The sequence below is a fragment of the Fulvivirga sp. genome (assembly GCF_040218215.1).
Taxonomy (GTDB): Bacteria; Bacteroidota; Bacteroidia; order Cytophagales; family Cyclobacteriaceae; genus Fulvivirga.
In genome coordinates, this window is sequence record NZ_JAVJQL010000014.1 from 383,207 (window position 1) to 407,713 (window position 24,507).

General features: G+C 37.1%; 24 protein-coding genes, 1 tRNA gene and 1 other RNA gene. 8 read left to right on the forward strand and 18 right to left on the reverse strand.

Features of this window, described 5'->3' with window-relative positions:
* Positions 1 to 33 precede the first annotated feature (33 nt).
* The 3 genes from RIB54_RS10415 (at position 34) to RIB54_RS10425 (ending at position 2,054) form a co-directional block, all read left to right on the forward strand.
* Positions 34 to 432, forward strand: a complete 399-nt coding sequence (locus tag RIB54_RS10415; RefSeq protein WP_350100855.1) for a type III secretion system chaperone family protein — start codon at positions 34 to 36, stop codon at positions 430 to 432.
* A gap of 76 nt (positions 433 to 508) precedes the next feature.
* An RNA gene (gene rnpB, locus RIB54_RS10420) (RNase P RNA component class A) lies at positions 509 to 878 on the forward strand.
* Between the two features lie 15 nt (positions 879 to 893).
* Positions 894 to 2,054: a sigma-54-dependent transcriptional regulator gene (locus tag RIB54_RS10425; RefSeq protein ID WP_350100856.1), complete on the forward strand. Its 1,161-nt coding sequence runs from the start codon at positions 894 to 896 to the stop codon at positions 2,052 to 2,054.
* Between the two features lie 262 nt (positions 2,055 to 2,316).
* On the opposite strand, the gene RIB54_RS10430 is transcribed toward RIB54_RS10425, so the two are convergent.
* A complete protein-coding gene (locus RIB54_RS10430; protein ID WP_350100857.1) occupies positions 2,317 to 3,300 on the reverse strand; it encodes a LuxE/PaaK family acyltransferase in 984 nt (327 codons plus the stop codon).
* 38 nt (positions 3,301 to 3,338) lie between these two features.
* On the opposite strand from RIB54_RS10430, the gene RIB54_RS10435 reads away from it, so the two are divergent.
* Entirely contained in the window at positions 3,339 to 4,070 is a 732-nt protein-coding gene (locus RIB54_RS10435; protein ID WP_350068903.1) for a hypothetical protein, read from the forward strand.
* On the opposite strand, the gene RIB54_RS10440 is transcribed toward RIB54_RS10435, so the two are convergent.
* Positions 4,067 to 6,469, reverse strand: coding sequence for an alpha-ketoacid dehydrogenase subunit alpha/beta (locus RIB54_RS10440; RefSeq protein WP_350100859.1), 2,403 nt, complete (start codon positions 6,467 to 6,469; stop codon positions 4,067 to 4,069). The genes RIB54_RS10435 and RIB54_RS10440 overlap by 4 nt on opposite strands.
* Before the next feature lie 315 nt (positions 6,470 to 6,784).
* Here RIB54_RS10440 and ald point away from each other — a divergent pair, with 315 nt between their 5' ends.
* Entirely contained in the window at positions 6,785 to 7,900 is a 1,116-nt protein-coding gene (gene ald, locus RIB54_RS10445) for an alanine dehydrogenase (protein WP_350068909.1), read from the forward strand.
* A 49-nt stretch (positions 7,901 to 7,949) separates the two neighbouring features.
* Here the strand turns inward: ald and RIB54_RS10450 are convergent, their stop codons facing one another.
* A complete protein-coding gene (locus RIB54_RS10450) occupies positions 7,950 to 8,393 on the reverse strand; it encodes a type I restriction enzyme HsdR N-terminal domain-containing protein (RefSeq protein WP_350068912.1) in 444 nt (147 codons plus the stop codon).
* Between the two features lie 30 nt (positions 8,394 to 8,423).
* Here RIB54_RS10450 and RIB54_RS10455 point away from each other — a divergent pair, with 30 nt between their 5' ends.
* Together RIB54_RS10455 and RIB54_RS10460 are read left to right on the forward strand one after the other, a co-directional pair.
* Positions 8,424 to 9,194, forward strand: a complete 771-nt coding sequence (locus tag RIB54_RS10455; RefSeq protein WP_350068914.1) for an AMP nucleosidase — start codon at positions 8,424 to 8,426, stop codon at positions 9,192 to 9,194.
* 3 nt (positions 9,195 to 9,197) lie between these two features.
* Entirely contained in the window at positions 9,198 to 10,985 is a 1,788-nt protein-coding gene (locus RIB54_RS10460; RefSeq protein ID WP_350100860.1) for an SLC13 family permease, read from the forward strand.
* Positions 10,986 to 10,994: 9 nt separating this feature from the next.
* Here the strand turns inward: RIB54_RS10460 and RIB54_RS10465 are convergent, their stop codons facing one another.
* The 13 genes from RIB54_RS10465 to RIB54_RS10525 all read right to left on the reverse strand — a co-directional run bounded on the left by RIB54_RS10465 (position 10,995) and on the right by RIB54_RS10525 (position 21,828).
* A complete protein-coding gene (locus RIB54_RS10465; RefSeq protein ID WP_350100861.1) occupies positions 10,995 to 12,302 on the reverse strand; it encodes an MFS transporter in 1,308 nt (435 codons plus the stop codon).
* Between the two features lie 71 nt (positions 12,303 to 12,373).
* On the reverse strand, positions 12,374 to 12,835 hold the full coding sequence (locus RIB54_RS10470) for an ExbD/TolR family protein (protein ID WP_350068922.1): 462 nt from the start codon (positions 12,833 to 12,835) through the stop codon (positions 12,374 to 12,376).
* Between the two features lie 3 nt (positions 12,836 to 12,838).
* Positions 12,839 to 13,432, reverse strand: a complete 594-nt coding sequence (locus RIB54_RS10475) for an ExbD/TolR family protein (protein ID WP_350068924.1) — start codon at positions 13,430 to 13,432, stop codon at positions 12,839 to 12,841.
* The gene (locus tag RIB54_RS10480) at positions 13,432 to 13,758 is read right to left on the reverse strand and encodes a hypothetical protein (RefSeq protein ID WP_350068927.1); all 327 of its coding nucleotides are present in this window, start codon (positions 13,756 to 13,758) and stop codon (positions 13,432 to 13,434) included. The genes RIB54_RS10475 and RIB54_RS10480 overlap by 1 nt, the downstream gene beginning before the upstream one ends.
* A 27-nt stretch (positions 13,759 to 13,785) precedes the next feature.
* On the reverse strand, positions 13,786 to 14,610 hold the full coding sequence (locus tag RIB54_RS10485) for a MotA/TolQ/ExbB proton channel family protein (protein WP_350068930.1): 825 nt from the start codon (positions 14,608 to 14,610) through the stop codon (positions 13,786 to 13,788).
* A gap of 156 nt (positions 14,611 to 14,766) precedes the next feature.
* Positions 14,767 to 14,855: transfer RNA gene (locus RIB54_RS10490), tRNA-Ser, on the reverse strand.
* A gap of 83 nt (positions 14,856 to 14,938) precedes the next feature.
* Positions 14,939 to 16,009: an asparaginase gene (locus tag RIB54_RS10495; RefSeq protein WP_350100862.1), complete on the reverse strand. Its 1,071-nt coding sequence runs from the start codon at positions 16,007 to 16,009 to the stop codon at positions 14,939 to 14,941.
* Positions 16,006 to 16,770: a TatD family hydrolase gene (locus tag RIB54_RS10500; RefSeq protein WP_350100863.1), complete on the reverse strand. Its 765-nt coding sequence runs from the start codon at positions 16,768 to 16,770 to the stop codon at positions 16,006 to 16,008. The genes RIB54_RS10495 and RIB54_RS10500 overlap by 4 nt, the downstream gene beginning before the upstream one ends.
* A 48-nt stretch (positions 16,771 to 16,818) precedes the next feature.
* Positions 16,819 to 17,907 carry a glycosyltransferase gene (locus tag RIB54_RS10505; RefSeq protein ID WP_350100864.1) on the reverse strand — a complete coding sequence of 363 codons (1,089 nt, stop codon included), beginning with the start codon at positions 17,905 to 17,907 and terminating at the stop codon, positions 16,819 to 16,821.
* On the reverse strand, positions 17,904 to 18,527 hold the full coding sequence (locus RIB54_RS10510; protein WP_350071697.1) for a polysaccharide deacetylase family protein: 624 nt from the start codon (positions 18,525 to 18,527) through the stop codon (positions 17,904 to 17,906). Before RIB54_RS10510 ends, RIB54_RS10505 begins: the two co-directional genes overlap by 4 nt.
* Complete coding sequence (locus RIB54_RS10515; RefSeq protein WP_350100865.1) at positions 18,527 to 19,741, reverse strand: PP2C family protein-serine/threonine phosphatase; 1,215 nt, start codon at positions 19,739 to 19,741, stop codon at positions 18,527 to 18,529. The genes RIB54_RS10510 and RIB54_RS10515 overlap by 1 nt, the downstream gene beginning before the upstream one ends.
* Before the next feature lie 63 nt (positions 19,742 to 19,804).
* Entirely contained in the window at positions 19,805 to 20,896 is a 1,092-nt protein-coding gene (locus RIB54_RS10520; RefSeq protein ID WP_350100866.1) for a glycosyltransferase, read from the reverse strand.
* On the reverse strand, positions 20,893 to 21,828 hold the full coding sequence (locus RIB54_RS10525; RefSeq protein WP_350100867.1) for a lysylphosphatidylglycerol synthase domain-containing protein: 936 nt from the start codon (positions 21,826 to 21,828) through the stop codon (positions 20,893 to 20,895). The genes RIB54_RS10520 and RIB54_RS10525 overlap by 4 nt, the downstream gene beginning before the upstream one ends.
* Before the next feature lie 17 nt (positions 21,829 to 21,845).
* Here RIB54_RS10525 and ruvC point away from each other — a divergent pair, with 17 nt between their 5' ends.
* A complete protein-coding gene (ruvC, locus tag RIB54_RS10530) occupies positions 21,846 to 22,415 on the forward strand; it encodes a crossover junction endodeoxyribonuclease RuvC (RefSeq protein ID WP_350070336.1) in 570 nt (189 codons plus the stop codon).
* Here the strand turns inward: ruvC and RIB54_RS10535 are convergent.
* Positions 22,408 to 23,598, reverse strand: coding sequence for a glycosyltransferase family 4 protein (locus RIB54_RS10535; protein ID WP_350100868.1), 1,191 nt, complete (start codon positions 23,596 to 23,598; stop codon positions 22,408 to 22,410). The two genes, ruvC and RIB54_RS10535, sit on opposite strands and share 8 nt — an antisense overlap.
* Positions 23,595 to 24,506: a glycosyltransferase family 2 protein gene (locus RIB54_RS10540; RefSeq protein ID WP_350100870.1), complete on the reverse strand. Its 912-nt coding sequence runs from the start codon at positions 24,504 to 24,506 to the stop codon at positions 23,595 to 23,597. The genes RIB54_RS10535 and RIB54_RS10540 overlap by 4 nt, the downstream gene beginning before the upstream one ends.
* Position 24,507: the final 1 nt, after the last annotated feature.

Sequence of the window (24,507 nt, forward strand, 5' to 3'; positions counted from 1 at the left end):
TAACTTACTTGTCAAACTAAAACAACAATCAAGATGGACCTTAATGCATTCATGGAAAACTATGCTAATGAAATAGGCGGGACATATTCCGAATATGACAGCAGAACCTCAATAATTATTGTACCACTGCCTGATGAAAGATTTCAAACGGTTCTTGGTAAACTGAAGCACAGCAGCAGATATGATAGACTTGGCATAGAGTTCACATCTAAAGTGTGTCGTTTTGAAAGTGATTTGGATTTAAAAATGTTACTTCAGGAGAATGCCAATCTTAACCATGCAAAGTTTGCTATATTAGATGATTTCATCCATGTTGAAGCTTCTAGCTTTATTGAAAGTGCAACTGAGCAGCTTCTAAAAGAAATTATTCAGGAGGTGGCCAATGTTGCAGATGAATTTGAGTTTAAGCTCACAGGAGCGGATGTTCATTAATTTTTTTTGATGGAATAACTCTACTATTGTTTACCACTCTTATACCCAATAAATTATTTATTGTGGCTACCTTTGATGTGCAAGCCGCCTTATCGTCCGCCAGTTGGCGGAAGGAAAGTCCGGGCAACACAGAGCATCGTACTTCCTAACAGGAAGGTCCTGGCTAAGCCGGGAACAGCAAGTGCAACAGAAAACAAACTACCCTGACGGTTACCGTCAGGGAAAAGGTGAAAAGGTGGGGTAAGAGCCCACCGTCTTCATTGGTGACAATGAGGTGCATGGTAAACCTTACGAGTTGAAAGACCAAATAAGCTGATGTTTGAGAGCTGCTCGCTCGAATCAGTGGGTAGGTTGATTGATCCTAACGGTGACGTTAGGACTAGATAAATGATAAGGGTCTCGGCTATGCCGAGAAACAGAACCCGGCTTATAGGCTTGCATTTTTTTACTTAACTATTGATATGGCAAAGATTTTAATTATTGATGATGAACAGAGTATCAGAAATACGCTGAAAGAAATACTTGAGTACGAAAAATATACTGTTGAAGAAGCAAAAGATGGAGAAGAAGGTCTAAAAATGCTTCAAAGAGAAAAATTTGATGTGGCTTTATGTGATGTTAAAATGCCTAAAATGGATGGCATAGAAGTTTTAACAAAGGCTGTTGAAAATGGCATTGACACTGAGTTTGTAATGATAAGCGCTCATGGCACTATCGAAACAGCTGTAGAAGCCACAAAAAAAGGTGCTTATGACTTTATTCAAAAACCACCAGATTTAAATAGACTTCTGGTTACGTTAAGAAACGCCTTAGACAAATCTATTTTGGTAAAGGAAACCAAAGTTTTAAAAAAGAAAGTTTCTAAAGGATCTCAAATAGTTGGGGAATCTGAAAATATAATGGCCATTAAAGAGACCATTGAAAAGGTTGCCCCTACAGATGCAAGAGTGTTGATTACTGGCGAAAATGGAACTGGAAAAGAGTTAGTGGCTCGTCAAATTCACGAACAAAGCAATCGGTCTAAAGGGCCAATGGTTGAAGTAAATTGCGCAGCTATTCCTTCTGAATTAATTGAGAGTGAGCTATTCGGCCATGAAAAAGGCTCCTTTACTTCAGCCATTAAACAAAGAATAGGAAAGTTTGAACAAGCCAATGATGGCACACTTTTTCTTGATGAAATTGGTGATATGAGCTTATCTGCCCAAGCCAAGGTTTTAAGAGCTTTGCAAGAAAATAAAATCACAAGAGTTGGTGGAGATAAAGAAATCTCAGTGAATGTAAGAGTAGTTGCGGCAACTAATAAAAACCTTAAAGAAGAAATAGCCAATAACAATTTTAGAGAAGATCTCTATCACCGACTGAGTGTGATTTTAATTAAGGTTCCACCACTGAGAGACAGGGCGAGTGACATTGAGCTGTTAGTACCAAAGTTTTTAGAAGATATAGCTAATGAATATGGGTCTAAGGTCAAAAGTATAACACCTAAAGCAACAGAACTGCTCAAGAAAAACCCTTGGACAGGAAACATTCGAGAACTACGAAATGTAGTTGAAAGATTAGTAATTATGGGAGGTGACGAAATATCCGAGTCTGACGTAGCCCGGAACACTGATTTCCAATAAGTAAAAAGGAGAAGGAGAGTTATATTCTCTCTTTCTCTAGAACTACCTCTTTTTTCTTAACGTCTTTCTTAGAATATGTTGGACATGTGTATTGAGTGCATGCCGACAACCCAAAAAGAACTAAAAGAAACATCGCAAGTCTTAATTTCATCACGTAGTGGTTTTGATTAAAGCCAAAGTATTTCATAAAAGTATTAAAGATTAGACAAAAATCAAATTAATTAAAATAATTAAAGATATTACCTAGGTATAATTAAGCAGATTAAATCATTAAGTTGCACCCGCGACTTTCAGAGTTGTCAAATCTGCCTAAAACCTCAAAGCCCCTACCAACCCTTCTGCCTATATCTTGTGTCTCAATAAATGCGCAAGTATTGTAATTACCCAGGTCTATCACGTTTATACCGCCTTGTCTGTCATTCTTGGCATAGTCAAAAGGATCATTCAAATCCCTCAATAATATTTTTAAGTTTTTGTCAGTAAAAAAAATCCCATCTTCTTTCGCATAAGCTTGTGACATTAACTCAGTCATTCCATATTCAGAGTGAACAAACCTTACATTGAAAGCCCTCTTAAGTTGATCATGGAGTTCTTTACGAATCATCTCTTTTCTGCGGCCTTTCATTCCTCCTGTTTCCATTATTATAGCATCGGACAAATCAAGTTTGTGTTGTTCTACCAAATCTAGCAGTGCAAAGGAAACACCTATCAAAAATATCCTTTTATCAGTCCTTTTAGCCTTATCTATATTTTTTATCAAAGCCGCTGTATCATCAAGGTAGAATGATGAATATTCAGATTCACTTGCCTTTATAAGCTCATCAACCATATAAACCAGAGAAGAGTTATTTCTTTCAAGGTAAGAAGGGAGCAAGGCCATAAAATGATACTGAGTGGGCGACCCATAGAATTTATTAAAAATTGAAAGGGAATGATTCCTATAAAAATCTATTTTTTTCACATGATGCTTCGATGCCATTGAACTTGTAGTGCCACTACTTGCAAATGAGATTTCAGGAACCCAGTCACCACACATAACTTTATGGCTTTTAAAAAACTGAATGGGCAAAAAAGGAATTTGAGTAATCTTTTTTATCTGATCAGTATCTATACCAAGTTCTTTAATATATCGTTTATAAACGGGGTTAGCATTAAATTGATATTGAAAAAGCTCAAGAGCCAACGTATCAAAATCATATTGATCAATACGGAATAATTTTTGCTCAAAACTTTTATTAAAATTCAATCGTTTAGTTTCTTTAAAGTGATTTGTATCTTTAGTTTATGAAAGTAAGATTTTCAATATTCGTTGCATTTTTAGCACTCACTTCTTGTTTTGATGCCCCTGAGTTTGACACAACTCCAAAAATAGAATATAGCAGTGTCAAATTTAAAGATGTAGGCACTAATAGCGATGCGGATAGTCTTATAATATTTTTAAATTTTGAGGATGGTGATGGGGATTTAGGTTTGAGCACGCAAGAACTTAGTCCACCCTTCAATCAAAAAATATACTTTAGCAATAAGACCGGGCAACCCATCAATCTGCTTAATAGCTTTCCACTTGAAGATCTGATGGTACTTTCCAACAGAAGTATAATTGACACACTTCCATCATTTGCTGGTGCTCCCAAATGCTTTAATTGGGATACAAATCCAGAACTTTTCCTAAATAATGGAGATCAGCTAAAAGATACAGTTTACTTCCAGTTCAATCCAAGACACTATAATATTTTCGTTGATTTCTTTGTTGATAATGGAGGCACTTTTACAAAATTTGATTGGCGTCTGGAAATTGATTGTAGCACTAACTTTGATGGAAGATTTCCAATCTTAAATGATACGGGAAAAGACAAAGGACTTGAAGGCACCCTTAAATATGGTATGGTTTCCGTTGGCTTCAAAAGTATCTTTCAGGACAACTTAATGAAACTGAAAATAACCATTTTAGATAGAAGTGGAAATTACAGCAATACTATTGAAACACCACCATTCAGACTGTCAGAAATTGATTAGTAGATATCTGGATATTTATCAGGGTTAGCCTCAGACATTAAAGCGTATACCTTATCAAATATTTCTTCAGGATTGGGCTTAGAAAAATAATCACCGTCTGATGCATAAGCCGGTCTGTGTTCCTTACCCGTAATGGTTATTGGTTTTGAATCCAGGTATTGATATGCTCCTTGTTCTTCCAGCACCTTCTGCATCATAAATGCGGAAGCACCTCCTGGAACATCTTCATCTGCAAAAACAACTCTACTGGTTTTCTTTACAGACTTCAAGATATCATGATTTAAATCAAATGGCAGTAGGGTTTGAGTATCAATTATTTCGCAAGAAATTCCCATTTCATTCAGCTGGTCTGCAGCATCCATTACTACACGGCACATAGATCCATAGGTAACAATCGTGACATCCTTACCTTCTCTAAGAGTTTCAACCTTACCTAAAGGAACGGTAAACTCAGAAATATTATCAGGCGTCTTCTCCTTCAATCTATACCCATTCAGGCATTCAATGATAATGGCAGCATCATCAGACTTAAGCATGGTATTATAGAAACCTGCAGCCTGCGTCATATTTCGCGGAACTAGCACATATATTCCTCTAATGCTATTTAGAATCATACCCATAGGCGATCCCGAATGCCAAACCCCTTCTAGTCTATGACCTCTCGTTCTTATTATTAACGGTGCTTTTTGGCCACCCTTTGTTCTATATTGAAGCGTTGCAAGATCATCCGATAAGATTTGGATAGCATAAAGCAGATAATCCAAATATTGAATCTCTGCAATAGGCCTCAATCCTCTTAAAGCTGCGCCTATACCCTGCCCTATAATTGTACACTCACGAATACCCGTATCGGTAACACGCGATTCACCATATTTCTCCTGAAGTCCTGCAAAGGCTTGGTTTACATCACCAATTTTACCAACGTCCTCACCAAAAGCCAATACCCTCGGGTCTCTTTGAAGAGCCGCATTAAAACAAGCCTGCAATACCTCCCTACCATCAACCATTTGTGATTGTTCAGAATAAAAAGCAGGAATTTCATCAACCTCTAATGCAGACTCTGAAGACTGACTATATAAATATGAATTGAAACGGTCATAGTTCTTGTTTTCAGCCCTTTTAAGCCATGTTATCATGGCCGCTCTTGACTCTCCGCTTTTTTTACTTAGAAGCCTTAAACCCTTCTTAATAGCTTTGTAACTATCAAGTCTAATTGGATTTACAGTCTTATCTAAAGTGTCCCTTATTTCTTCTAGTCCTCTAATTTCCCTGAACTCATTGATAGCATTTGCCAAGCATTGCAATGCAGCATTATGCTCTTCTTCAATGCTTTTGTTAAATGCCTGCCACGCAGCATCTTTTGCCTCCTTAGCCTCTTTCTTGGCTAAAGACGCAAGCTCATCAAGCTCGTCACTTTCAGCAACCCCTTCTTCAATAATCCAGGACCTGAACATCTTTATACAATCATGCTCGGCTTCCCACTGCAAGCGCTCTGGAGACTTATATCTCTCATGAGACCCTGAAGTTGAATGACCTTGTGGCTGCGTCATTTGCTGTACATGAACCATTGTTGGTACATGGTTCTTTCTTGACAACTCAGAAGCCTCCTGATAAGTATCAATCAATGCTCTGTAATCCCAGCCATTAACCCTGTAAATCTCGAAGCCAGCATGATGTTCATCTCTTCTAAAACCCTCTAATACTGCTGATATATTTCCTTTTGTTGTATGATATTCTTTAGGAACCGAAATTCCATACTCATCATCCCAAATAGAAATTAGCATCGGAACCTGAAGTACACCAGCTGCATTTACAGCTTCATAGAACATACCTTCAGATGTTGAAGCATTACCAATTGTACCAAAGGCCACTTCATTACCGTTAATACTAAATTGCTTTAACTCCTTCAATCCCGCGTTCTGTCGATATAATTTAGAGGCATAAGCCAAACCAAGCAAACGAGGCATCTGACCCGCTGTAGGTGATATATCAGCACTACTATGTTTTTCTTCAGTTAAATTCTTCCAATTGCCTTCTTCATCCAGCAGCCTTGTACTAAAATGACCATTCATTAATCTACCCGCTGAAGATGGATCTGCTTCAACATCAGTGTGCGCATATAACTGCGCAAAATACTCCTGAAGGGTAAGCTGATTTATCGCAAACATGAAAGTTTGATCTCTGTAATATCCAGACCTAAAATCTCCATTTTTGAATGATTTGGCCATTGCTATTTGAGCCAGTTCTTTACCATCACCAAATATTCCAAACTTGGCTTTACCCATAAAAACCTCTTTCCTACCTAGCAAACTCGCTTCTCTGCTCAAACAGGCAAGCTTAAAATCAGCAAGAATTTCAGTTGTCTTCTTTGTTTTTCTGGGAGCCTTAGTAGTGTTCAAATCTATTTGGTTTTAAGGTGGAACGGGTATGACTTATTAAGTCTAAGGATATACAAAAATAACCAATTGGGAATATGAATCAAATTCAGATATCCCAAGAGTGGCTGATAAGAAATGCTTTTTTAACCTTATTGCCTTATTTTATACTGATAATTACACAATAACGTTACATGTGATTTGAAAAATATTATTTTTTAAAATTTTATTCTGTTTGGCATTTTTTTTCAGCCTCATACATTATAAAATTTCGTTGTACAACATAAGAATAACAACTACTTATTATATTTGTGCACTATCAATTAAACAGTTTCACTCATGATTATAGGTGTACCTAAAGAAATTAAGAATAATGAAAACAGAGTTGCGTTAACTCCTGCAGGAGCTCAGGAGTTAGTAAAAAGAGGACATGAAGTTTATGTTCAGGCCACAGCTGGAGAAGGCAGTGGTTTTATAGATGAAGAATATGTTTCAGCTGGTGCCAAGATGCTTCCTTCAATTGAGGAGACTTATGCAATTGCTGAAATGATTATGAAGGTAAAGGAGCCAATTGAGCCTGAATACAAACTGATTAAAAAAGATCAACTTGTGTTTACTTATTTTCATTTCGCTTCATACGAGCCTTTAACTAAGGCCATGATCGAAAGTAAATCTGTATGCCTTGCTTATGAAACTGTTGAAAAGAGTGACAGAAGCTTACCATTATTAGTGCCTATGTCAGAGGTGGCTGGAAGAATGGCCATTCAGGAAGGCGCAAAATATCTTGAAAAACCTCTTAAAGGTCGTGGTATCCTTTTAGGAGGCGTACCTGGAGTTCGTCCAGCCAAGGTGTTAATCCTGGGTGGAGGAGTTGTAGGAACTAATGCTGCCAAAATGGCCGCAGGAATGGGCGCTGATGTTACTATCATGGATTTAAGTCTTCCCAGACTTAGATACCTGGATGATATAATGCCTGCAAATGTTAATACATTCATGTCAAATGAATATAATATAAGAGAACTAATTGCTACTCATGACCTTATTGTTGGAGCAGTATTAATACCTGGTGCAAAAGCGCCAAACCTGATTACAAGAGATATGTTGAAAGACATGCGCCCTGGCACTGTATTGGTTGATGTAGCCGTGGACCAAGGCGGATGCATTGAAACCTGTAAGCCTACAACTCACGAAGACCCAACATATATTATTGATGATGTTGTGCATTACTGTGTAGCAAATATGCCTGGTGCGGTACCTTACACCTCTACCCTTGCGCTTACCAATGCTACCTTACCGTATGCTATTCAATTAGCAAATAAGGGCTGGGAGAAAGCTTGTTCTGACAACAATGAATTAAAGCTTGGATTGAATGTAATTAAAGGAGATGTAGTTTATAAAGCCGTTGCAGAAGCTTTTGACTTACCATTTGTTGAAGTTGATAAGTATTTGAACTAAAGTACTCTGAAAATTTAAATGAAAGGCTACATGTTATAATTGTGGCCTTTTATTTTTTATACTCAGGTATATTATCTAAAAATGAATACTTACCATCCTCATTTCGCAAACAACAGAAATGATTAATGCCATTGGTAATAAGTAAATATTTAGATTGAAAACTGGTATTATAAACTGCTAGCTGATCAAAGGCAGATTGACTAATTTTCACCTTAAAAGATTTACACTCAACCAACATTTCACAAATGCCTGATGAGTTATAAACTAAAATGTCAGTTCTTTTTTCAAGTTTGTTGTAGCTGAGCCCGGATTCTACTTTAATTAAACTTTTAGGATATTTTAACTCATTGATTAAGTAATGGACAACATGCTGCCTAACCCACTCTTCAGGCAGCAACTTGATATATTTTTTTCTAATAATGTCAAAAATCTCAATTTTACCTTCATTTTTTCTGATATTACAATTGATTTCAGGAAGATTGAGATGTTGCATACTCAAATAAAAGAAAAAGTGTGATTGTTTATGAAAACTAAAAAAGAAATAATTGACAATTGGCTACCGAGATATACCGGAACACCGTTGGAAGAGTTCGGAAAGTATATCTTACTGACCAACTTCTATAATTATGTAGAAAAGTTTTCTGAAAAATTTAATTGTGAAATCAAAGGTATTGGTAAAGCCATGCAAACTGCCACGGCTAATAATATTACAATTATAAATTTTGGAATGGGTAGTGCGATGGCCGCTACTGTAATGGATCTTATTTCAGCCATCGAACCAAAAGCAGCTTTATTTCTTGGAAAATGTGGCGGTATAAAGAAGAAGACAAAACTTGGAGATTTGATTTTGCCAATAGCAGCCATAAGAGGGGAAGGCACGAGTGATGAATACCTACCAATAGAGATTCCTGCCCTACCATCTTTTAGTTTGCAAAGAGCAGTCAGCTCTATGATCAAAAAACATGCTTTAGATTACTGGACCGGGACAGTTTACACAACAAATAGAAGGGTTTGGGAACATGACAAAACATTTAAAAAGAAACTAAGAAAAATGCGCGCAATGTGTGTTGACATGGAAACTGCAACAATTTTTTCAGTTGGTTTTGTAAATGAAATACCTCGAGGTGCTCTATTGCTGGTTTCAGATAATCCTATGATACCGGATGGAGTCAAAACATCAGAATCTGATGCAAAGGTTACGGCCCATTATGTTGAAGAACATCTTTTAATTGGTATTGATGCACTAATGGAATTAATCAATTCCGGTGATTCAGTTAAACACCTCAGATATTAATTAATGAATCTTATTCCTACAGAATATCAACCCATTGTGGTAATGGGTGTAATAGCACTTCTTTTTATTTTTTTATACAAAGAGATATTCAAGCCAACCGTTACATTTTTAGTTGCAATACTAATTCTTCTGTTAACAGGAATATTATCTCCACGTGACGTTTTAGAAGGGTTCTCAAACCAGTCATTGGCAAGTATTGTGCTTCTCATACTGATTACAGCTGGAATAAGGTCAAACTTTAATATACAGGGCTTCTTAGATTACATTTTTGGAAGGGTCAATACCTACAAAACCTTTCTTGCATCCATGATGGCAAAAGTTGCCATACTGTCGTCATTTGTCAACAATACACCTGTAGTTGTATTAATGACCCCCTACGTCTTTGAATGGGGTAAAAAGCACAAAATATCACCTTCAAAGCTGCTAATTCCCCTAAGTTACTCCACAATTGTGGGAGGTATGATTACCGTAATAGGTACTTCTACAACTCTCGTTTTAAATGGTTTCTTAATTAATAACGGTCTCGACCCAATCGACCCAATCAATTTATTGATTATTGGCTCATGTGTTACTATTGCAGGTATTTTCTTTTTAATCGTATCAAGCTCAAAATTACTCCCCGATAGAAAGGATTTGATTGAAACTTTTGAAAATCAAAAGAGGGAATACCTTATTGAAAAAAGATTAAGTAAACATTCGCCTTTGGTTGGGCAAAAGGTTAAAGAAGGAGGACTGAGGAATCTTACTGGTGTTTATCTGGTGGAGATAGTTCGAGGCCAGCAAATCATCTCTCCGGTAAATCCTAATGAAGTTGTAGAGAAAAATGATATTCTGATTTTTGCAGGCAACACCGAGAAGATAGTTGATTTGACACTTTCAAATTTAGGTATTGAACTTCCTTCTAAATTAGCTCCAACCGGTGAAGGTAATATAAAGGTGGTTGAAGGAGTGATTAGTGCTAACAGCTCACTTATTGGTAAGACAATAAAAGAATCTAATTTCAGGGAACGATATGATGCTGCAGTTGTTGCTATTCATCGTAATGGAGAAAAGTTAAGTGGCAAGATCGGCTGGATAAAAATCAAGGCAGGTGATGTGCTACTCATGTATGTAGGTAACAGCTTCCAAAAACGTGTTGATATCTATAAAGATTTGTACATTATTTCTGGTGAGCAGCAAGAAATTCGACCAAGTCAAAATAATAAGAACAAGTTAATTGCCCTGCTTGGTGTTGTACTAACACTTTTAGTCACTCAATTCTTTGGACTATTCGTTTCATTACTTATCATATTCAGTTTAATGGTGTTTATGAAGCTCATTACAGTGCAAAATGTGAAGCGTGATTTAGACATCAATTTAGTAGTAATATTAGTTCTTTCCCTGGCACTTGGACAAGCCATGATCAAGACTGGAAGCGGAGCCCTAATTGCTCATCAGATAGTTAATTACCTACAGCCTTATGGCAACATCGCACTGCTGATAGGGATCACAGTCATCACAACTATCTTGACTTCATTTATAACCAATGTAGGTGCAATTGCCATCGCATTCCCATTAACCCTGGCCACAATACAAGACCTTAACCTTGAGGGAGCACCTTTCTATTTAGCTATTGCTTTTGCTGCATCTGCAGCCTTTATGACTCCAATCGGATATCAGACTAATCTAATTGTATACGGACCTGGTGGATACACATTTAAAGACTTTCTCAAAGTAGGCCTGCCTATGACCATTGTCTATTTAACGGTAGCGCTTACTGCTATCATTCTGTTATACCCCAATGTCTTTTAATATTTGAGATTAGGCTTTCTTAGGTTCCAGTTTTGATGATTTTGGAAGTTTTAACAGTATCAAAAAGCCCATCCCTACAGCAAAAAATAACATCAGTGCCAAGGTACTATTCCTCATACTATTGGTTATCTGATCTATTATACCATAACAGAATGTGCCTACAACTATTGAAAGATTATAGGTTACATCATAGAAACTAAAGTACGAGGCATTGTCAATTGTATTCTCAGGAATCAGTTTTGCGAAGGTAGACCTGGAAAGTGACTGAATACCTCCCATTACAAGACCCACAACAAAAGCAAGAAGGAAAAATTCATTCTCACTATAGACAAAATATGCCCCAAGACAGACAAAAATCCATATGAACACCATCAATAACAATGAAAACTTATTGCCTTTGAGATTAGAAATATGTGCAAATAAATAGGCTCCACCAATGGCAACCAACTGTATTATCAATACCGTTAAAATCAGTTTGGCGCTGTCAAGCTGAAGTTCCTTAGAACCAAATGTTGCTGCCAGGTACATAACTGTTTGCACACCCATATTATAAAAGAAGAATGCTAATAGAAACAGTTTAGTCATTCTTTCCTCTTTAACTGCATACCACACTTTCTTTAGCTCTTTATAACCTTCAGTAAACACATTGTTTTTAGGTTTAAGATTATGAACATTGTCTGGCAATCTAAGAAAAGTAATTTGTGAAAAAGCAAGCCACCAAACACCAACTAAAAGGAACGCAAAGCGTGTTGCCGTTCCTTTATCCTCAAACCAAAAAACATCAAACATTTCAATCATTACAAGGTTCACTATAAGCAAAATAACGCTACCTATATACCCAAGGGAGTAGCCTTTTGCGCTAATCTTGTCAAACCGATCCTCAGTGGCTATTTCAGGTAAAAATGCATCATAGAAAACCAAACTTCCAGAGTATCCAATACTTGCCAAGACCGAGCATATAATTGCCCATTCAATATTATCTCCAGTAAAGAAATACAACCCCATGCACGAAAATGACCCCAAGTAAACAAAAAGCTTCATTAAGAATTTCTTCTTCCCACTATAATCTGCAATACCAGATAAAATAGGCAGAATGGCGGCCACAAACAAAAATGAAAAAGAAAGTGAATAAGAGTAGAGTACTGAATTAGATATCTCCAACCCAAAGAAATCGACCCTGTCACTACCATCTGCACCTGTAGTTACTGCATTATAGTAGATAGGAAATATGGCTGAAGTGATAACCAAGGAATAAACTGAATTTGCCCAGTCGTACATACACCAGGCATTGATAACTTTAGAATTGTTCAGTTGCATTTTCGAAATTTTACATAAAAAAAGGCTTCCGCAATATACGGAAGCCTATCTATTTTTTTAATGTTTAAAAACTATTGTTCTAACTCTTGAATGGTAGAATACAATAATTTTCTAGCATTAGCTTTTCTAAGTTGAAGTTCAATATCAGAAATCAAACCACGTTTAGCCTCTTTGTCAACTTTCAAGGCTATAGTTATCTGATCTCTTTCTACCTCATTTAATTTATCCTTTTCAGAAGCAACCCAAAGAACAACATCTTTTGGTTCTATAAACACATCATTGGCTTGAATTCTAGGCTCACTTCCCCACTGATCTGTTTTCTTTGGCTCTCCAACATAAAGGTAGCTTACCAACGATTTACGCTCCAACTTCCTCAACTGAGTTGCCTCAGGAATTCTTTGTTTTACGTTGATCGTTACTTCTCTTAATACTGTTGTTACCATGAAGAAAAACAACAGCATAAAGATAATATCCGGTAATGCAGAGGTAGGTATCTCCTGTTTAGTATTAGCTTTTTTCTTAAACTTTGACATAACTTAACCTCCTATTTTTGTTGGTTCTGCAATAGATATCTGCATTGGGTATTCAATTTCTCCGTCTGGAGTTAAACCCCTACCTATATCATATTTCCTTTTATTATCTGGTTCCTTCAAGTTGTCGATTAGTTTTCTCCATTCTTGAGTACTAACACCAGCTCTAACAGCATACATTTCATAGTAAGCAGCTTGAATATTATCCAGTGCCTCTATAAATTTAGCCTGAGTAGTTCCCCTATCCGTTTTCAAGGACACAATGGCCTTTTTAGGACTGTCTGATGATTCTGGGTCTCTCCCGTTATTGTTAACAAAATCCTTGATCATTTGCTTGAGCTCCTTAGGATCTGCCGTAAAAGGCTCTCCCTCAACTAGCATTTTATCTGCTGAGTTGATCTGGATTTTAAACAAATTCCTTTCTGGAATTTTGATATCAATATCCTCCATTTGATCTGGATCTGGAGGCAAAGGGATAAGTAGACCTTTATCATTGGCAATCGTAGTAGTTACCAGGAAAAATATCAACAGCAAGAAAGCGATATCCGCCATCGAACTGGAGTTAATTTCCGGATTTTCTCTTCCCTTGTTACGTGCCATTATTTTATTGCTTTATTGATTTCGGTAAATACAATACCTACAAGTGCAACGATAAACAAAACGTACATGGCAATAAGACCACCACCAACGAATTTGGAGATTCCTCCGGTTACACCTGCCTGAATTGCTTTAGCATTCAGTCCGTCACCTGCAAAAGCGTAGCATATCAAGAATAAAACTACTATTCCCACTAAGGCTCCTGCCGGTTTTACTAATGACTTAGGGTTGTCTAACGACTTAATGATGGGCAAAAATACCGCGCCAATTATGGCAATAATCACCATTATGTAAGAAACCCAAAGTCCTATATCTATAATACTTTCCATTCTTAAATAATTTTAAGTTATAACTAATTAGTTAGTCAATTTGTGCTTAACCAAAAGGTCAACAAGCGTAATTGAGGCATCTTCCATCTGATTAACCAAAGAATCGATTTTAGACACAAGGTAGTTATAAAATACTTGAAGAATAATACCTACGATAAGACCAGCAACAGTTGTTAAAAGTGCTACTTTAATACCGTTAGCAACGATTTGTGGGGAGATATCACCAGCTGCCTCAATAGCATCAAATGCACCAATCATACCGATTACAGTACCCATGAAACCAAGCATTGGAGCAAGTGCGATAAACAAAGAAACCCATACAAGTCCTTTTTCTAATCTACCCATTTCAACTGAACCATAAGCGATGATAGATTTCTCAACCATATCAATGCCTTCTGACATTCTCATTAATCCCTGGGTGAAGATAGAGGCAACAGGGCCTTTAGTGTTTCTGGTTACTTCTTTAGCAGCTTCAACACCACCTTTAGATAGTGCATCTTCTACAGTAGCAAGTAACTTATCAGTATTTGTTGTTGCAAGGTTTAAAGTAATTATTCTCTCAATTGCTATAGCAAGACCAATGATCAAACACAACAATACAGGAGTCATAAATTTCCAATCTCCCTCAATAAATTTGTCTTTAATTACCTGGTGAAAAGAAGCTTCTTCTTCTACCACGGCTTCTGGCTCTTCAACCGGAGCGGGGGTTTCCTCTACAACTGGCTCTTCAGCAACTGCCGATGAATCAGCCATTTCTGTTGATGTGGAATCTGCGGCTTCATCTTGAGCATTAGATTGATAACTAAGGGTTAAACACCCCACCAGTGCCAATAATGTGAATAGTTTTTTCATAGTTCAAGTTTTAAAATATTTCTCAGTTGTGAGAAGGTTTTGTTAGCAATTAGATATTTAAAAGTTAAAGTTAGTTAAAAGTTTCAATTCTCCGTATTTCTGACCAATTCTTAACTATGTAGTTAGTTTTATTTTGTCAAAAATTTATCAAACCTGAGGAGAGGAAGGGATTCGAACCCTCGGTGCCCTTTGACAGGCACACTCGCTTTCCAAGCGAGCACCATCGACCACTCGGTCACCTCTCCATTCTGCGAGCCTTCTGTTCACAGGATGCACAAATAAATCAATAAAAAACACTTTATGCAAGAACATATCAGATTTATAAAATTTAATTTATTGTCATCTCACCACATATAGAATTCGTCATTCTAAGCTTAATAACCGCCTTTTCTTCTTCCTCAGCCAGTACCATCATCAATTTGGTTACTGCTGCTTCCAATGTAAGATCAAGTCCACTTATTACCCCTATATTTTCAAGGTCTTCACTGGTCTCATACCTCCCCTGATCTACCTTGCCACCGGGACATTGAGAAACATTAAGAATAACTATATTTTTATCTATAGCACCTTTCAAAAGATTAATAAACCACTCATCAGTTGGGGCATTCCCAGAGCCATAGGTCTCCATGACCACTCCCTTCAAGCCCTTTATACCAAAAATAGCCTCTACAGCAGCTTCGGAAATACCTGGAAACAGCTTCAATATAATGACCTTATTATTAAGTTTTTTGTGCAATGTTAAGCCCAAATTTTCTTCAGGCTGGTGTATAAATTTATCGTTATAGTTAATGACTACACCTGCTTCTGCTAACAGAGGGTAATTTTCAGACTCAAAAGCATCAAAATGTACACTCTCTACCTTTTTTGAGCGATTTCCCCTTAGTAACACGGAGTCAAAATAAATAGCCACTTCAGGAACCATCGGTTTGCCATTTATTTTTGTAGAAGCAATTTCTAAAGAGGTAATTAAATTTTCCCGTGCATCGGACCTTGGTGCAGATATAGGCAGTTGGGCTCCTGTAAATATTACAGGCTTGTTCAAATTCTCAAGCATAAAGCTTATAGCCGAGGCAGTAAAAGCCATGGTATCGGTACCATGCAGCACAACAAAGCCGTCATACTCTGAATAATTTTCATAAATCATTTGCCCCAAAAGCTCCCAATGCCCAGGATTAACATTTGATGAGTCAATAGGATTGTCAAAGGACAGGACAGTTATATTTAGCTCCAACTTCCTTAATGAAGGAATGTGATCCATTATAGAAGCAAAATCAAAAGGAATTAAAGAGCCTTTATCATTATGTACCATACCCAAGGTACCACCAGTATATATAATGAGTATAGAGGTGTCAGGTGCCTTGGCTGATGATGTTATTATATTGGAGGTTGTAAACTTCATTTGAAAAGGTTTAGGGCATTAGTGGTGGTGATTTCGGCTACTTGATTTACTGATAAATTCATAAACTCGGCAACCTTATTAACCACCATGCTAATATAAGCTGGCTCATTTCTTTTACCTCGGTTAGGTGCAGGCGCCAAATATGGACTATCTGTTTCCAATACTAGTTTATTATTATCTATATGAGGTATAACATTGTCCAACCCTCCATTTTTAAAGGTGGCCACCCCTCCTATTCCCAAATGGAAGCCAAGGTCAGTGATTTTTTTTGCCTGCTCAACTGTACCTGTAAAGCAGTGGAAAACACCTCTTAACTTTTCTTCTCCCATTTGCTCTATAAGGCCAATGGTTTCATCAATGCTTTCCCTGCAATGAATAACCACAGGCCTATTATACTTAACAGCCCATTGGCACTGCACTTTAAAAGCCTCCTGCTGTTGATCCCAGAATGTTTTGTCCCAATAAAGGTCAGTTCCTATCTCGCCAACTGCCGCCCACTTCCTTTTTGATAGCCAGTCCTCCACCAAATACAATTCCTTCTGAAAGTCCTTGTTAACCGAACATGGGTGCAACCCCATCATAGGAATACACCTTGAATCTTTATTCTCCAGTTCAAGCATGCCATCAATTGACTCATGGTCAATATTTGGCATATAGATTCTTTCAAGTCCTGCCTCCCAGGATCTTTCCAGGACCTCATCTATATCAGCCTGAAATTTATCAGAATAAATATGTGCGTGGGTTTCTATTAGCTTAATCATTGACAACTCTATAATTGACGGGTCATTAATTAGTCACAATTGCCAAAATTAATATTTCCTGCCTTTCCAGATTACTTTGGTGCCAGATAAATAAAAAAGACCTGAGCCAATGGAGACAAACCAGGAATAGAACTCATATAAGAAGATGTTAATGAAGGATACTTTATGTTTTAATGTTTTGGCCGAAAGGTGAATAAATAATGCCTGAATCATGGTCTTAACAATGAATAAACCTAAGGCAATAAAGGGAGAGAATATAAAGGCACAAATGATAAATGGAAAATAAAAGGCCTGTATAATTAAAATAGTAATCATTGGCCACTTTAACTGTAATGCACCATGCATCCATCTTTTACGCTGATGAAAAAGTGTAGACACTTCTTTGATCGATTTGGTGAACCCAAGCACCGAATCATTAAATATATGCTTCACTTTAAAGCCCGCTTTTCTAACATGACGGAAAAGCTCCATGTCTTCTGTAATAGAGAATGGAACCTTCTCATAACCACCTACAGCTTCATAAGCCCGCCTTGAGATCATCATATTGTTCCCCATTGTAGTTACAGGCTTGCCTAAGCAATCCATAACATAAACCATAGCTATGGCAAAAAGCCAGTCGATACTCTGCCATTTATTATCCTCCACGAGCGTAACTCCTGTGATAATATCAATACCACTTTCAGCAGCAGTAACCATTTCTTTAACCCAGGATTCAGGTAACCGCATGTCTGCGTCTGTCACAAAGTAATATTGACCAGTGGCCTTCGGTGCTAATTGAACCAAAACCTTTGCCTTTGCCTTTTGGTGAGAAACCCGTTCATCAATTTTAAATAAATAGCAATTTGGGTGATGTTCTATCAACTGCTCAATTAACTCATAGGTGCCATCAGAGGAATTATCATCTCCTATGAGTATTTCAATTTTATCTTTCGGGTAATCTAATGCGACTAAACTGGACAAACACCTTTCAATGTTCTCCTCTTCGTTTCTAACGGCAAGGAGTATTGAGACTTTAGGCCATTCTACAGGAACCTTATGCTCTTCCTTCCTTCTATTTTTGAAGTAAATCCAACAGACTATAAGACAGATGTCTGTAAGAATAACAACTCCAATTAAACATGACAGAACTATTATCATAGGCTTTTAAACACAAAACCCTGACTAGAGAAATGATCAAGAAATCTGGGCAGAGCATACTTCATGTTAGCTTCAGCTTTAACATTATCGTGAAAAAGCACAATAGAGCCTTTTCTAGTAGCTTTTATTGTACCCCTTAAGCATTGTTCCGGATTGATCTTTTTACTGTAATCTCCGGAAAGCACGTCCCACATTATAATTTTATGATTAGGGGCTACTTTACTGATTTGGCTTCTTTTAATCTTACCATAAGGTGGCCTGAACAACTTAGCGTTCTCTTTGAGCTCTGCCAAATGCTTTTCACATTCTTGAATATTACATATATACTGTTCATCATTCACAGACCAGCCAGCTAAATGATTAAAAGTATGATTCGCTAATTTGTGGCCTTCATTCAAAGCTCTTTTGGCAATTTCAGGATGCTTCCTCAAATTATCGCCAACACAAAAGAAGGTGCCTTTTGCATCATATTTTTTCAAAGTTTCCAAAATAAATTCCGTTAAATCAGGAATTGGACCATCATCAAAAGTCAAATAAATCACTTTTTCCTTTGTTGGCACCGACCAAACCAGCGAGGGGTATAACTTTTGGACTAACCACGGGGTACGGTGAAAAAACATTAGAGGTCTACTTTGCAGGATAGGATGGTGATATCATCATGATAACCATTGTCTCCTTTAAAACCATCCAGATTGATAATGATATCCTGGTGAATCTTTTTCAAATCCAGATGCTTGTTTTCCTTGAAATACTCTATCAAACGCTCTGAACCAAACTCTTCATTTTGCTCATTGGCCGTTTCAGTAAGACCATCAGTATAGCAAAACAGGAGAAACTCATCCAGATCAGTAATAAACCCTTCATTAACAAAAGGTAATGGATGAATAGCTCCAAGTACAGTTGATCCTTCTTCCAACTGAACAATATCATCTTTGGTAATCAAAAGGGGCGGATTGTGACCGCTATTGATATAAACCAGAGTCTTTAACTTGTGATCATAAATTCCTGCAAAGAAAGTTATAAACTTCTCTCCCTTTGCATTCTCGAGCACCTGATAATTCAACTCATTAACAATCTCTACCAAGTTTGGGGTCTGGCGCACAAGAGTTCGTAGCGATGCCTGAAAGTTAGACATCATCAGTGCTGCAGGAATGCCCTTACCTGAAACATCGGCAATACAGATGAGAAACTGATTTTGGTTGATAGGTATGTAATCATAATAATCACCTCCCACCCTGTCGTGAGGCAAGTAACTGGCTTCTATCTTTAAGCGAAGTCCATACGGTAAAGAATCTGGAAACAAGAACTGCTGAACGTCACTGGCAATCTCAAGCTCCTTTCTTAATGCCTCTTGCTCCAACTGTTGCCTTGCTAGCTTTTTATTTTCAATAGCAACAATGATAATATTTGTGAGTGCCTGAATAAACCTGGTGCTGCTCTTTTTTGACTCTTCGTCTTCTGCATTAATACCACCAACAAACACTACAGAAAGTAAAGAAGCTTTATGATATATGGGTATCAGATAATCAAACTCACCAAACACATCATTCCTATCATCAATTTGTGTCAGTGTTTTGGTTACCAAAAAGTCCTCTGGAAGTTTTTGTTCAAAGCAATTGGTAGACGTTCCAAAACTGACCTTGCAGCTCCATGTCTCGTCCATTACAAAAAGCGCGAGCCTTTTGATATTCAGGTTTCCCCTCAGAGTAAACTCATAAATTTTATAGAGCGAGGTTTCGGGCAAGTTGTTGTTAATCGATTGGGTGATCTCCAACAAAGCGTTTAGCTCAAGCTCTTTGAGGTTATATTTATTCTGTAACGAAAGTGTATCCATGAATAAGAATGTGGCGATTTAAGGCCTTAAGCAATATAATTAATTATACAGTTTACTAAAAATTCAATAGGCTCTATCCTTCCACTTATATCCACCCCAATGAGCTACTGCACCAAAAATAACGACATAAAACGGATACACCAGTTGAACCAGTAAATAATAAAAAATATTAAACGAACTATTTAAGTGATGTAGTATAGACCCTATAAAAATGCCTTCCAAAATAATTTTAGTCACTAAAATGGTCAATACAGCTATATTAAAGTTAATCGACAGACTAACTAAGCCCATAATTGTAGCAACCGCTGTCAAAAGAACCGTTAACGCTAAGAATATCTTATAAACTGAAAGGTTCTTATTCCATTTACCGCTCCATCTTTTGCGTTGATTGAAAAAAGTCTTTATGTCTTTTGAGCCAGAAGTTGAAACAACGGCATCGCTGTCTTTCATATACCTAATTTCTCCCTTAAGCTCATTATTGATCTTCGCTAAAAGAAACTCATCATCACCACTAGCTATGTGTTCATTGCCATCATATCCACCAACCCTCTCAAACTCTGATTTTCTAAAAGCCAGATTTGCACCATTGCACATAAATGGTTGACCTATATTTAGGCTTGCCGCCCCTGTTCCAATAAGTGGCGCAAACTCAACCAGTTGTAGCTTATCAAAGAAGCTAACCGGTTTGAAGGTTACCCCGCCAAATGTCATATTTACTTGAGTGTTCTGAAAATACTTATTTATAACTTGAAGCCAATTAGGCTGAACTTCGCAATCTGCGTCAGTAGTAATTATTACATCACCAAATGAGCGCTCAACTCCAAAAGTTATGGCTGCCTTCTTCCCTGACATATTATCGGGAAGCGAGAGTAGTTTGTAGTCAATATGAACCGATTCAAAAACCTTTTCAAAATCATCAGAAGAATGATCATTTATAAAAAGAAATTCAACGGACAAGCCTTTAAAGTTGAGGTTGTTGAAAGATTTAATTAAAGCAAGTAGATTTTGTGATTCATTTCTAAACGGAACTATTACAGCCAATTTTAAATGAGTCAAATTACCAGAGCTCACCGGTTTAATTTGATGCCAAGATATGAGCATAATAATCAACCACAGACAATAGACAGAAAGCGTAATAATTACAAAATAGGTCATGGCTCAACTTTTGAGTTTAATTGAAACACAAAAGGAATTCCTAATAGTGTTGGCATTAGAATATTCACCATCCAAATAAATAAGCTGGCACAGAGTACAGGCAGTATTTCAATCTGATAGTTTTCAAAAAAGTAAATGGCTGAATATTCTCTTATGCCTAAGTCGCTTAAAAAATTGAATGAAGGTAATATAGATTTTGCTAGAAAGACCCACGTCACACCAGCTACATTTAAGCGTAAATCAAATTTTGGGAGGAAAACGAAAAGCACAATCAAAAATTGAAGACTAAACACAAAATACCTGCATGCTGACAGAAGTATTATTTTGCCTACTTCTCCAACTGAATAATCATCAACCATTCTAAAAAACCTGCCAACATTTTTAATGTGTTTTACTCTATTAAATAAAAATACCACCAGAATTGAAGTAACCAGCACCGCCATAAAACCATATGCAACTATCTTCAATCCAAAAAGGTAAAAAACACCGGCCATTCCAAACAATAGGGTTACTACAAGTTGGCTTAACCTGCCTAGCATTATTCCTCCTATTAAAAAGAACCTCTGTCTATGCTTTACGGTCATTATACGCCCTAAATAATCCCCGATTCCATGTGGTGTTGCAAACCCAACAGTAAGGCCACTTAATATTCCTTTGAATGCCTGCCACTTTGATAGGTGTACTATTTTTCCTGCTATAATCTTCCATTTTAGCCCTTCTATAAACCAATTGACGGGCATTAATAAAATAACTAAAAGTAAAAGCCACCTATTTTCAGTGAACCCTTTTATAAAGAGTGCTTTCATTTCCTGAAGTAGATCTTGCTGATCCCTCAGCTTAAAATAAAGCATTATCAATATGATCGAGATGATCAATACTTTTAATAATACTGTTATTTGCTTCACCAGCGATTGGCTTAGTTTTGCCTTCATTTACCTAAATTGCACAAGTGGCCAAAATAGAGAAAAATAACCAAAAGGAGCAGATTATTCTTGGGCTTGATCCGGGAACCAGTGTAATGGGCTACGGTCTCATCACCATAAAGGGACAAAAAATAAGTGTGTTGCAATTTGGGGTTATTCATCTCAGTAAATATTCAGGTCACGAACTTAAGCTTAAAAAGATTTTTGAGCGAGTAATAAGTCTCATTGATGACTATCATCCTGATGAGGTAGCTCTGGAAGCTCCATTTTTTGGAAAGAACGTGCAGTCGATGCTCAAACTGGGTCGTGCCCAAGGCGTAGCCATGGCAGCGGCACTTTCAAGGGAAATTCCTATTACAGAATACGCACCTAAAAAAGTAAAGCAGTCGGTAACCAGCAATGGTAACGCCTCCAAAGAGCAGGTGGCTAACATGTTGATGACCTTATTAAAAATTAAAGAGCTTCCTAAATTACTGGATGCTACAGATGCCTTGGCAGTAGCAGTTTGTCATCATTTTCAAAAAGGAAGTTTGCAGAAGGCTGGGCCAAAAAGCTGGAAGGCTTTTGTTGGCGATAATCCTGGGAGGGTTAAATAGTGAGTTTTAAGTTACTGTACAGGTTAATTAAATCTTTGCTGGTAATATCCCAATTCCAACGTTCCTTCACTGCAGCAGCTCCATTTGCCCCTAGTTGTTTAGATAGCTCCGAATCCTCATAAAGTTTGATTATTTGATCTGCTAATTGCCTTTCATTCTCAGCTTCAAACACGAACCCGCAATTTTCACTATTGACAACATTGGCCTGTGTTGTTGAGTCGCTTACCACTACAGGTTTACCCATAGCCATGTATTGAAAAAGCTTATTGGCGAAGGTGGTATCATGATGAGGGTTCCGTTTTAAAGGAGATAAACAAACATCTGATGCCTCGACATAAGAAGAAAACAATGACACGTCCTGCCAGCCCTCAAAAGAAACATGATTGTCAACTTCTAGCTCTTTGGTCAAAGACATTAATTGATCATCTACAGAGCTATCACCAACCAGTATCAATTTAACATTTGGAATCTTATCTTTCAGTAAAGCAATAGCCTTAATGGCGGTATCTGTTCCACGTCTTAAGCTTGTATCTCCCAGATAAACCAAATTGTAAGTATCCTTAAATCTCTCTATGATGGAATTATCAATTTTATAGTTCAGATAAACTTCTGGTAAAATCGTATTAGGAACAACAGTAATTTGATCGGGTCTTTTCAATCCGCTTTCTGTAACAACTTTTTTAGCTTCTTCAGTAACTAGAATTAACCTATCACTTCTTTTTATTAGCCTATCCTGAACAGCATTCCATTTGTTAGTACTGATCAACCACTTGCCCAGCCCTTCATTCACATGTTTATAATGCCTCATGATTTCTGGCCGATTTTCATGCAGATCCAGAACAACTGGCAAGCCCTTATTTACATCCATCACAGCTTTGGCGATTACCATGTCATGAATATGAATAACATCAGGCTGTATCCCTTCTATAAATTGCCTTATCAATTTCTTTATTCTGATATGGAAAAATGGAAATGTGTATGCCAGCGCGGAAAGCTTATAAGTTAACTTATCTGCTTTATATCTATGAACCTGAATTCCATTAACGATTTCTTTGGATTGTCTGCCTTCATAATCCAAACTAAATAAATGCACTTGATGACCGGCCTTTATGAGACTAATAGCCTCATTCTCTACTCTTGAATCAGGAGGAAAAGCAGTATCCAAAAACATTCCTACTCTCATAAATAAGCGCCTTTAGTTTCTGACATTTTCCTTGATTTCAATATCGTTTTCATCGAGCCCCACATAGTAAACCAGCCAACATTGACAGCTACCATTTTATTCCACTTTCCTGTAAATAGATAATAAACTGTTTCTCGAACCCATTTATCAAAAACGGTTAATAATGCTTTTAAAATAGACAATTTGACATTCGCCATGTGCTTGTAAAAGGATACTTTTTCCTTACCCGTTAAACTCTTAAACTTTAAATTTTCAGTCTGTATGCGGTCATGAATAACTGTGGTTTTTGTGCTCACTTTTATGCCCAAACCAAAATAGTGCAGTCTGTTGACGAAGTCATTATCCTCTCCATAATGTGGAAATAAAGGATTGAATACGCCAACCGTCTCAATAGTATTTCGATTAACAAGCCAGCAAGCAGCGTTTATAAAATCTGTTTTATAAACACCTTCCTTTCTTGAGAGTATTGCCTGATAAGATTCGGTCGAAGTATACCTCTTTATATGATCTTGAAAGCCAAAATCAAGGCTTCCATTTGCGCTCAAATGCACAGGACTCACTATTCCAACATTTTCCTGATCAGTTTCAAAAACATTAACAAGTTCTTGAATCATCCTCTTCTCAACATAAGCATCCTGATTAAGCAACAAAAAGTAGTCTGCCCCCTCTTTAAGGGCTAATCTTATCCCTACATTGTTGGCCTTGCCAAATCCTAAATTCTCTTCTTGTTTTAATAGCTTGACTTTAGAAAATTCGGTCTTTATTATTTCAACAGTATTATCAGTAGAGCAGTTATCTATCACTAGGACATTGACAGGAATAGTACTTTCTAAAACAGTATGAAGGCATTTTCTAATCCACTTAGATCCATTATATGTTACTATTATGACATATACCTTCTTCTGCATG

Coding starts and splice junctions, on each gene's coding strand:
- RIB54_RS10415 (WP_350100855.1), top strand. CDS start 34: ATGGACCTTAATGCATTCATGGAAAACTATGCTAATGAAATAGGCGGG.
- RIB54_RS10425 (WP_350100856.1), top strand. CDS start 894: ATGGCAAAGATTTTAATTATTGATGATGAACAGAGTATCAGAAATACG.
- RIB54_RS10435 (WP_350068903.1), top strand. CDS start 3,339: ATGAAAGTAAGATTTTCAATATTCGTTGCATTTTTAGCACTCACTTCT.
- ald (WP_350068909.1), top strand. CDS start 6,785: ATGATTATAGGTGTACCTAAAGAAATTAAGAATAATGAAAACAGAGTT.
- RIB54_RS10450 (WP_350068912.1), bottom strand. CDS start 8,393: ATGCAACATCTCAATCTTCCTGAAATCAATTGTAATATCAGAAAAAAT.
- RIB54_RS10455 (WP_350068914.1), top strand. CDS start 8,424: ATGAAAACTAAAAAAGAAATAATTGACAATTGGCTACCGAGATATACC.
- RIB54_RS10460 (WP_350100860.1), top strand. CDS start 9,198: ATGAATCTTATTCCTACAGAATATCAACCCATTGTGGTAATGGGTGTA.
- RIB54_RS10465 (WP_350100861.1), bottom strand. CDS start 12,302: ATGCAACTGAACAATTCTAAAGTTATCAATGCCTGGTGTATGTACGAC.
- RIB54_RS10470 (WP_350068922.1), bottom strand. CDS start 12,835: ATGTCAAAGTTTAAGAAAAAAGCTAATACTAAACAGGAGATACCTACC.
- RIB54_RS10475 (WP_350068924.1), bottom strand. CDS start 13,432: ATGGCACGTAACAAGGGAAGAGAAAATCCGGAAATTAACTCCAGTTCG.
- RIB54_RS10480 (WP_350068927.1), bottom strand. CDS start 13,758: ATGGAAAGTATTATAGATATAGGACTTTGGGTTTCTTACATAATGGTG.
- RIB54_RS10485 (WP_350068930.1), bottom strand. CDS start 14,610: ATGAAAAAACTATTCACATTATTGGCACTGGTGGGGTGTTTAACCCTT.
- RIB54_RS10495 (WP_350100862.1), bottom strand. CDS start 16,009: ATGAAGTTTACAACCTCCAATATAATAACATCATCAGCCAAGGCACCT.
- RIB54_RS10500 (WP_350100863.1), bottom strand. CDS start 16,770: ATGATTAAGCTAATAGAAACCCACGCACATATTTATTCTGATAAATTT.
- RIB54_RS10505 (WP_350100864.1), bottom strand. CDS start 17,907: ATGATAATAGTTCTGTCATGTTTAATTGGAGTTGTTATTCTTACAGAC.
- RIB54_RS10510 (WP_350071697.1), bottom strand. CDS start 18,527: ATGTTTTTTCACCGTACCCCGTGGTTAGTCCAAAAGTTATACCCCTCG.
- RIB54_RS10515 (WP_350100865.1), bottom strand. CDS start 19,741: ATGGATACACTTTCGTTACAGAATAAATATAACCTCAAAGAGCTTGAG.
- RIB54_RS10520 (WP_350100866.1), bottom strand. CDS start 20,896: ATGACCTATTTTGTAATTATTACGCTTTCTGTCTATTGTCTGTGGTTG.
- RIB54_RS10525 (WP_350100867.1), bottom strand. CDS start 21,828: ATGAAGGCAAAACTAAGCCAATCGCTGGTGAAGCAAATAACAGTATTA.
- RIB54_RS10535 (WP_350100868.1), bottom strand. CDS start 23,598: ATGAGAGTAGGAATGTTTTTGGATACTGCTTTTCCTCCTGATTCAAGA.
- RIB54_RS10540 (WP_350100870.1), bottom strand. CDS start 24,506: ATGCAGAAGAAGGTATATGTCATAATAGTAACATATAATGGATCTAAG.